At 71.0% G+C, this 8,263-nt stretch carries 9 protein-coding genes, 1 tRNA gene and 1 pseudogene; 7 read left to right on the forward strand and 4 right to left on the reverse strand.

The features are described 5' to 3' along the window. The 3 genes and pseudogenes from J7E97_RS34350 to J7E97_RS34360 all read left to right on the forward strand — a co-directional run. Positions 1 to 176 (forward strand): annotated as a pseudogene (locus J7E97_RS34350) (IS5/IS1182 family transposase); the annotation flags it as partial. A gap of 64 nt (positions 177 to 240) precedes the next feature. Next, positions 241 to 606 carry a hypothetical protein gene (locus J7E97_RS34355; RefSeq protein WP_308346936.1) on the forward strand — a complete coding sequence of 122 codons (366 nt, stop codon included), beginning with the start codon at positions 241 to 243 and terminating at the stop codon, positions 604 to 606. Positions 607 to 679: 73 nt separating this feature from the next. Next, positions 680 to 1,111, forward strand: a complete 432-nt coding sequence (locus J7E97_RS34360; protein WP_215035397.1) for a hypothetical protein — start codon at positions 680 to 682, stop codon at positions 1,109 to 1,111. A 127-nt stretch (positions 1,112 to 1,238) separates the two neighbouring features. Here J7E97_RS34360 and J7E97_RS34365 read toward each other — a convergent pair whose 3' ends face one another. Further along, positions 1,239 to 2,429 (reverse strand): DUF3987 domain-containing protein, encoded by a 1,191-nt coding sequence (locus J7E97_RS34365; protein WP_215035399.1) that lies wholly within the window; start codon positions 2,427 to 2,429, stop codon positions 1,239 to 1,241. Positions 2,430 to 2,577: 148 nt separating this feature from the next. Next, positions 2,578 to 2,665: transfer RNA gene (locus tag J7E97_RS34370), tRNA-Leu, on the reverse strand. Between the two features lie 174 nt (positions 2,666 to 2,839). Between J7E97_RS34370 and J7E97_RS34375 the strand changes: the two genes are divergently transcribed. The 3 genes from J7E97_RS34375 to J7E97_RS34385 all read left to right on the forward strand — a co-directional run bounded on the left by J7E97_RS34375 (position 2,840) and on the right by J7E97_RS34385 (position 5,515). Beyond that, positions 2,840 to 4,165, forward strand: a complete 1,326-nt coding sequence (locus tag J7E97_RS34375; RefSeq protein ID WP_215035401.1) for a M20/M25/M40 family metallo-hydrolase — start codon at positions 2,840 to 2,842, stop codon at positions 4,163 to 4,165. Between the two features lie 181 nt (positions 4,166 to 4,346). Continuing rightward, on the forward strand, positions 4,347 to 4,580 hold the full coding sequence (gene chpH / locus J7E97_RS34380; protein ID WP_215035403.1) for a chaplin ChpH: 234 nt from the start codon (positions 4,347 to 4,349) through the stop codon (positions 4,578 to 4,580). A gap of 182 nt (positions 4,581 to 4,762) precedes the next feature. Further along, on the forward strand, positions 4,763 to 5,515 hold the full coding sequence (locus J7E97_RS34385; protein ID WP_251055629.1) for a chaplin: 753 nt from the start codon (positions 4,763 to 4,765) through the stop codon (positions 5,513 to 5,515). Positions 5,516 to 5,575: 60 nt separating this feature from the next. On the opposite strand, the gene J7E97_RS34390 is transcribed toward J7E97_RS34385, so the two are convergent. Further along, the gene (locus J7E97_RS34390) at positions 5,576 to 5,764 is read right to left on the reverse strand and encodes a DUF5703 family protein (protein ID WP_112452273.1); all 189 of its coding nucleotides are present in this window, start codon (positions 5,762 to 5,764) and stop codon (positions 5,576 to 5,578) included. A gap of 47 nt (positions 5,765 to 5,811) precedes the next feature. Here J7E97_RS34390 and J7E97_RS34395 point away from each other — a divergent pair, with 47 nt between their 5' ends. Beyond that, positions 5,812 to 6,501 carry a hypothetical protein gene (locus J7E97_RS34395; RefSeq protein WP_215035405.1) on the forward strand — a complete coding sequence of 230 codons (690 nt, stop codon included), beginning with the start codon at positions 5,812 to 5,814 and terminating at the stop codon, positions 6,499 to 6,501. 70 nt (positions 6,502 to 6,571) lie between these two features. Here J7E97_RS34395 and J7E97_RS34400 read toward each other — a convergent pair. Beyond that, the coding region (locus J7E97_RS34400; protein WP_215035406.1) for an ATP-dependent RecD-like DNA helicase at positions 6,572 to 8,263 on the reverse strand (1,692 nt) is incomplete at its 5' end.

Here is an 8,263-nt window from a genome sequence, read left to right on the forward strand (position 1 = left end):
TTTCCCACGACGCGGAGCTGTACAAGGAGCGCAACACCGTGGAGCGGTGCATCAACCGGCTGCGGAACTGGCGCGGCATCGCGTTCCGCTTCGACAAGACACCAGAGAGCTACGAGGCCGGCCTGCATCTGTGTGGTGCGATGCTCTGGCTCCGCAGCATCGCACCACACCCATGATCTGAACTCCAAACAGGACCTACGGCGGGGGCGGGACCTCGTCAGTCCCGAGCTGTTCGAGAAGGTGTCGGAGTTCTGCGCCGAGGAGTACGGACACGAGCTGGCCACCGCCCGCCGGATCGTGGACCAGGCCCTTGCCTTCCTCAAGGTCATGGGCGACACCCGTGCGTTCGACATGACCCCGTCCGACGCCGTGGACCCCGGATGGCACTCGTTCGTGCTCCACACCCAGGCGTACGCCACGTGGTGCGACGAACAGTTCGGGTTCTTCCTCGGACACGAGCCCAAGGCCACCGTCCGCACCCGCCCGCTGATCGGTTCCGTGGTGGACCGCGTCAGGGCCGCCGGGTTCTACGTGGACGACCGCCTGTGGGGCGCGGCGAAGGACTGCAACCCGCCCGCGTGCTGCGGTGACGGCGACGGCTGCTGATCCACTCTCACTGAACGGAAGCGGTCCGGGCGTGGCTAAGGCGCCCGGACCGCCACAGCCAAGGGTTCCAAAGATGAGCAGCAATGACGAGGGCCTGACCGGACGAGGTCGGGTCACGGTGTTCGCGATGTTCGGCACGGTCTTCGGCTACGCCACACACCATCTTGACGAACGACGGATCGGGGACGTGGCCGTGATCGGCCCCCTGACCCCTGGTGTCGAGTGGCCACGGCTGTGGCAGATGGCCCGTTCCTGTGGCAGGCCCGCAGCCAAGGACACCGAACTCGCACAGTGGATTCTGATCCAGGCAACCCGAGCGTTCGTCTGTGGCAGCGACCGTGTCGCCCAGTTCCATGACCAAGGCTGGAAGGTGGAGCCCGGTGGGAAGCGCGCCAGCTTCGAAGCCACCTACGCCAACCGAGACCACCTGTGGACCGGCAACCTGACCGTGGACGGTCTCAGCCCTGGCCAGGTAGCCGAGCGCCCTTCGCTCTACCGAGCCTAGCTCGGTAGCCCTGGCGTCCTGCTTCCCAAACGGCTCCAGTCCCGAACTGCCCTGCTCGCTGGCATAGTCGAAGCAACGAATGAGCCCGGCCTGGGTAGGCCGGGGCTTTCTTGGTTAGGTCGGGCGCTCAAAGCAGTGAGCGGAACGGGTTCTCGCTCGTGGGTCCGGCCGGACGGACCGGGGGCTGTGCCGGGGCAGCGCGGAAGGAGTCGATGCGGACGACCTTCGCTCTGTTGCTTTCCATTACGGTCCGCTTCGCCGGCGCTGACTCCTCGTGCTGGGAACTGTCACTGCGGAGTGTGAAAACGGTGGCCGGGCGGCCGGTCCTCCCGGACCGGTCCATGGTGACGACGATTCCGGGCAGTGCCTTGACCTCACTCGCGCTGGCACCGACGTAGGGCAGGACCTGAGAGGACGTGGCCCGACCGCCGTGCATCTTGATCCGTGCCCTCACCTTGTCCGCCAGGCTGAGTGACTGCCGCTGTGCGTCAGCCCCTTTGGTGATCCGGACCGCATCCTGAACAGAGCGGCGAACGAGAGTGAAAGCGGCCGACAGAATCTCGTCCGTGATGGTGGTGGAGCACTCGGAGGCTGCCAGGCAGGCCGCGACCCTGAGCGTCTGCTCTGCGGTCCGCTCGATGAACACGGCCTGGGCCTCGGGCAGCGTCTCACCCAGGATGCGCGCGTACCGCCGGACCATCGGCCACAGCGGACGAGCGTCTTCCCCGAGGGTGATCACACGGGGCCGGGCAGTGGCCCAGGCGTAGGCGTCGGACAGCTCCATACCGTCCACCTCAGGCAGGCTCACCCGGTCGTCATCCAGCATCGACACCGAGCCAAGAAGGAACGGCAGGATGCGGTTGTACGAGCCGCCTGCCGCCTCAGAAGCTCCCACGTACCGCTGCCAGTCGGAGGGTGTCACGTGAGCGTGCAGCACCATGGCGGGGGCCTTGACCTCCTGGGGTCCCTCCTTGGTCGTGTTCCGCAGCGTGGCCCCGTCCCAAGCGGTCCGCAGCTTGGTGGTGAACGACGGATCCCGCTTCACCCGGCGCAGAACCTCGCTCCATTCCTCCTCACAGACCAACAGGCGACGATCCGTACCGGCCTCGGTTTCGGTGATCGCTTCCTGCTGTTCGTGCAGCAGGTAGACCAGTGCCGCGCCGGAGGTGATTCCGGAGGTGGTGTGTGTTGCCAGGAAGCGGCCCAGGGCAGGACTGACCGCGCGCTGAGCACCCCGCAGCGCGGTTCCCTTCCCGCGTCCAGTTCCGGCGACAAGCGCTGACCAGCACCGGGCTACACGACGGCCCGGTACGGGCACTCACGTAAGGACGGAGCGCGGAAGCTCGCCGCCTCCGGAGCGGGCCGACTCGGCCTGTCATCCCTGGTCTGACCTGGGGATTCGCTCGGCTGTTGGTCACGCCAGAGCCTGGAAAAGCAAAAAACCCCACGTGAAGTGGGGTCTCAGCTGGTGTCCGAGGGGGGACTTGAACCCCCACGCCCGATAAAGGGCACTAGCACCTCAAGCTAGCGCGTCTGCCATTCCGCCACCCGGACAAGGTGTCTGTCTCGCGTCCCTCGCGGGCCGTTCCGACGTGGAAAACATTACCAAACATTCCGGGGCCCTCGATCACACCCCCCGGCGGCCGGAGATCCCCTTGGGCGGAGCGGTCCGGAGCGGGAGGATGGGGGCAGTTCGATACCGATCAGTGGTCAGTGGGAGGAAGCAGCGTGAGCGACTCGAGCGCGGGCAGGACCGTATCCGGCGAGGACGAGGTCGTCGACCTCTGCCGGGACCTCATCCGGATCGACACCAGCAACTACGGCGACCACTCCGGACCCGGCGAACGCAAGGCGGCCGAGTGGGTCGCCGAGCAGCTCGCCGAGGTCGGGCTGGAGCCGCAGATCTTCGAATCGCACAAGGGCCGCGCCTCGACCGTGGCGCGGATCGAGGGCGAGGACCCCTCGCGGCCCGCCCTGCTGATCCACGGGCACACCGACGTGGTCCCGGCCAACGCCGCGGATTGGACCTACGACCCCTTCGCCGGCGAGATCGCCGACGGCTGCCTGTGGGGCCGCGGCGCCGTCGACATGAAGGACATGGACGCGATGACGCTGGCCGTCGTCCGCGACCGCATGCGCAGCGGCCGCAAGCCTCCCCGTGACATCGTGCTGGCCTTCCTCGCCGACGAGGAGGCGGGCGGCATCTACGGCGCCCGGCACCTCGTCGACAAGCACCCCGGGCTCTTCGAGGGGGTCACCGAGGCGATCGGCGAGGTCGGCGGCTTCTCCTTCACCGTGAACGAGAACCTGCGGCTGTACCTGGTCGAGACCGCCCAGAAGGGCATGCACTGGATGCGCCTGACGGTGGAGGGAACCGCCGGCCACGGGTCGATGACCAACAACGACAACGCCATCACCGAGCTGTGCGAAGCCGTCGGACGCCTGGGCCGCCACACGTGGCCGGTACGCGTCACCAAGACCGTGCGGGGCTTCCTGGACGAACTCTCGGACGCGCTGGGCACCCCGCTCGACCCGGACGACATGGACGCCACTCTCGCCAAGCTCGGCGGCATCGCCAAGATGGTCGGCGCGACCCTGCGCAACTCGGCCGCCCCGACGATGCTCGGCGCGGGCTACAAGGTCAACGTCATCCCCGGGCAGGCCACCGCCCATGTGGACGGCCGCTTCCTGCCGGGCTACGAGGAGGAGTTCTTCACCGACCTCGACCGGATCCTGGGCCCCCGCGTGAAGCGGGAGGACGTCCACGCGGACAAGGCGCTGGAGACCGACTTCGACGGCAAGCTCGTGGACGCGATGCAGACCGCCCTGAAGGCGCACGACCCGATCGCGCGCGCCGTCCCGTACATGCTCTCCGGCGGTACGGACGCCAAGTCCTTCGACGACCTCGGCATCCGCTGCTTCGGCTTCGCGCCGCTCCAGCTGCCGCCGGAGCTGGATTTCGCCGGCATGTTCCACGGCGTGGACGAGCGGGTGCCGGTGGAAGGCCTGAAGTTCGGCGTGCGCGTGCTCGACCGGTTCATCGACGAGTCCTGAGAGGAGTCCCGGGAGGAGTCCCGAGGCGAACGGGACGAGCCGGGCGCCCGGGAATCGGGAAGGTGTGCGAAATCCACTGAGAAGAGTGAATGCGCTCATACGCTCGTAGCCCTGGTGATCCCTCCTCGTTACAGGTGGTGCGGTCCGCGGCTGGGACCGCACTTGCCTACTAGGAGGAACAATGCTCAAGAAGGTTGTCGCTGCGGCGGCTGCTACCGGTGGTCTGATTCTCGCGGGTGCGGGTCTCGCCGTCGCCGACGCGGGTGCCCAGGGTGCGGCCATCGGTTCGCCCGGTGTCGCGTCCGGCAACGTCATCCAGGTTCCCGTTCACGTCCCCGTGAACGTCTGCGGCAACACGATCTCCGTGATCGGCCTGCTGAACCCGGCTTTCGGCAACACCTGCGTCAACGCCTGACGCCTCTGAAGTTCTGGGCCCCGGAGCGCATACCAGCGCTCCGGGGCCGCCGGGCTTTTACGGCCCGACCACGATCTTTCGGCGCACCGGGCAGGAGAGCCCGTGCGGCCGTGCGGCCGGTGCGCCGACCCGCCGTGCGCGTGCCTGCGCGCGCACTACGCACACCAGGGGACGAAGTACAGATGCGACGACAGGCACAGGTCACCGGCAAGAAGACGTTGATCACCATGGCGGCCGCGGGGGGTCTGCTCGCGTTCGGCGGCGGCCACGCGCAGGCCGACTCCACGGCCTCCGGCCACGCCGCGCACTCGCCCGGCCTGCTGTCCGGGAACGCCCTCGAGGCACCCGTGGACACACCGGTGAACGCCTGCGGGAACACGGTGAACGTGGTGGGGGCCCTGAATCCGGCCTTCGGCAACCGCTGCGCCAACGTCTCGGGCCGCCCCGGACACCAGAGCCACCCCGAGCACCAGAGTCACCCGGAACACCCGGAACACCCGACCCACCCCGAGCACCCGAGCCATCCGCGAAACCCGGACGAGCCGTGTGACGAGGACGAGCAACCGAACCACCCCGGCCACCCGAACCCCCACCCGGGCGGGCCCGGTGACCAGGGAACCCCGGGCGATCACGGGACTCCGGGCCAGCCTGGGCCTGGTGACACCGGGACGCAGGCCGGGTCCGGCGATCACGGGACCGGGAGCGGATCCGGTGACAACGCAACCCCCGGCGGGCCCGGTGGGAACGCAACCCGCGGGCCCGGCACCGTGCCGGTCGTGTCCGTCGCGCACCCCGCGCAGGGGACCGGCTCGACCCCGACGGGGGGCCTGGCCGCGACCGGGGCCGGTGACACCCTCACCGCCGGAGTGCCCCTCGCCGCGGGCATGCTGCTGGCGGGCGCCGTGCTCTACCGCCGGGCGCGCAACGCGGCCTGACGGGCACGCATGGCGACGTGGTCCCCGGTGCGGGTCCCGGTCCCGGCTCCGGGGTCCACGTCACCAGGTCGCGCGGACCTGACGGATGATCCGGCGGCGCAGCCGCACGCGGCGGCTGCCGTCCCGGAGGAGCGTCAGTCGGTCGAGCTCCCAGTGCCCGTACTCGGCGTGATCGGTCAGCAGGCGGGTCGTTTCCTGGCGCGGCACCCCTCGGGGCACGTACAGGTCGACAAATTCGTATTCCGGCATCGCATCTATTGTGCGGGCAGAGCCCTGCTACGGATAGCGTCTGCACTATGTCTGATGCCGCTCTGCCCACTGTTGCCGAGGTACGCGCCGCCGCCGAGGCGGTCAAGGCCGCACTCGACCGTCACCTCGCGGCGGTCGAGAGCAGGATCGGGGACGATGATCCGGACGTCTACGCGGCGTTCAACGAACTCGCCGCCGCCGCCGAGGAGTACGACGAACTCCTCTACGACCGTTACGACGAGGTCACCCCCTTCGAGATCCCCACTCCCGAGGACGGGCTCCCGTACACCGGGCCCGCCGAGCCCGCCGCCTTCAGCGTGCTCGTCCGCCGCGACTACGCCGTCGTCGAACCGGCCCGCCTGATCGCCCAGGCCGAGCGGATCGTCGCCCACGACCGTGAAGCCGAGCTCTCCCAAGACGGGGGCACCGCCGACGCGCTCGGCGTGCTCTTCGGCGAGTACGAACCGGACGAGATCGCCTCCCGCGCCAAGGACTTCGGCCTGGAGGAGGGCGACTCGACGCTCTGGATCACCGCCTCGGAGGAGATCGCGGAACCGGGGGAGTGGCTGAGCATGCCCTTCGCGCACACCGATCCGCAGGACGTGATGCACCGGTTCGACGTCAGCTCGGTCTTCGACGAGGAGACGGACGACGGAGAAGACGTGGACGGCGTGGCCGGCGTGGACGGCGAGGATGCCGACGACGAGGCGGAGAAGCCGGGGCTGACCCCGGCCTGACCCCGCCGGCCCGCGAAAAGGACCGCGGCCCCCGTCCCGCCCGGGACGGGGGCCGCGGCGCGTCCCCGCGCTACTCGGGCCGCGCCGGCACCTGCGCCCGCGCCGATTCGGCGAGCGTCCGCACCAGGGCCGTCAGCCGCGTCGTACGGGGCTTCGCCGGCACCTCCGCGACCGCGCGCGGCAGCGCCTGGTCCACTCCGTGCACCACCGACAGGTGCCGCGCGGCCCGCCCGAACGCCGTGTACACCCAGTCCCGGGACAGGGCCTGCGCCGCGTCCCCGGGCAGGACGACGACCACGGCGGGCCAGCGCGCCCCGACGGCCTGGTGGGCGGTCACCGCCCAGCCGTGCCGGACCTGGGACTCCACCCGTTCCTTGGGTACGACGGTCCGCGCGCCGGTGGCCCCTTCCAGGTGCAGTCCTTGGGCGTCCGCCGACACCACGCGGGCCGGCAGCGCCCGCCCGGGGGAGGGCACGTGGACGACCCGGTCGCCGGGGTCGAAGCCGCCGAACCGGCCGGGGCCCGGGTTCAGCCGCTCCTTGAGGGCCGCGTTGAGCGCCCGGGTGCCCGCCGAGCCGCCGTGGCCCGGGGTGATGACCTGGACCGCGTCCGCCGGGATCCCGAAGGCGCGGGGCACCGAGTCGGCGACCAGCTGCACGGTGCGGTGCACGGCCTCCCCGGCGTCCTTCACCGGGACGATGACGACCTCCTTGCCGGGGGCGTCGACCTGGTTCAGCTCCCCGATCCCGATGCCGGAGACCAGTTCGCCGATCGGGCCGGGATCCGGGACGCGCGAGACGAGCTGGGGGAAAGCGCGGGCCGCGAGTACATCGGCGAAGACCCGGCCGGGGCCGGCGGAGCCCAGCACCGCGGGGTCGCCGGACAGCACCAGGCGGGCGCCGTCGGGGACGGACTCCACCAGCGCCGCGGCCGTTTCCACGTCCAGCTGCGGGGCGTCGAGGACGATGAGCAGGTCCAGCGCGAACTGGCCGTCCCGGTCCCGGCCGGGACCCTCGGCGCCGGCGAGCAGTCCGGCCACCGTGACCGCGCCGTCGGCCGGGGCGTGCGCGGCCAGACAGGCCCGCAAGCCGGCCCTGCGCGCGGCCGCGAGCAGGGCGAAGGGCTCCGCGCGGGCGGCCTCGCCGCCGGTGTGGGTGACCAGGCCGTGGCCGGAGACGGCGCGGATCAGCTCGGCGCCGGTGCGGGTGCCGGTGCCGGCGGCGGCGTTGGCGGCGGGCTTGTCCCAGTCGGCGGGGTCGGTGAAGGTGTTGGCGATCCGGGCCAGGCCCTCGGCGAGGCTCTCCTCGGCCATGGCGGAGCCCTCCAGGCCCACGAGAAGACGTACGGGCTGCTCCTCGCCCTCCGCGGCGGGCGGGCCGACGGGCTCCTCGAAGACGAGCACGGCACCGTCGCCGACGGCGGACTCCAGCGCCCCGGCGGGGTCCGGTACGCCGTACTGGGTGAGGGCGGACTCCAGGGTGGGGGCGTCGAGGACGGTGTGCCCCTTGGCGGCGGCCTGAGCCAGCAGCCAGCCCAGCAGGGCGGCGGCCCGCCGCTCGTCCCCGGGGCCGGTGGCTTCGGCGCCGAGCAGGGCGCGGGCGAAGCCGTCGGCCTGCGTCGGGCGGACGCCGGCGACGGCGAGCAGCCGCCAGGGCGACTCGGCGAGCTGCCCAGCGGCGTCGTCACCGAGCGCGGCTGCCGCCTGCGGGGCCAGGGACTCGGGGGCCCCGCCGCGTGCGAGCACGGCGTGGACGGCCTGGAC

The organism is Streptomyces sp. ISL-66 (genome assembly GCF_018614135.1).
Taxonomy (GTDB): domain Bacteria; phylum Actinomycetota; class Actinomycetes; order Streptomycetales; family Streptomycetaceae; genus Streptomyces.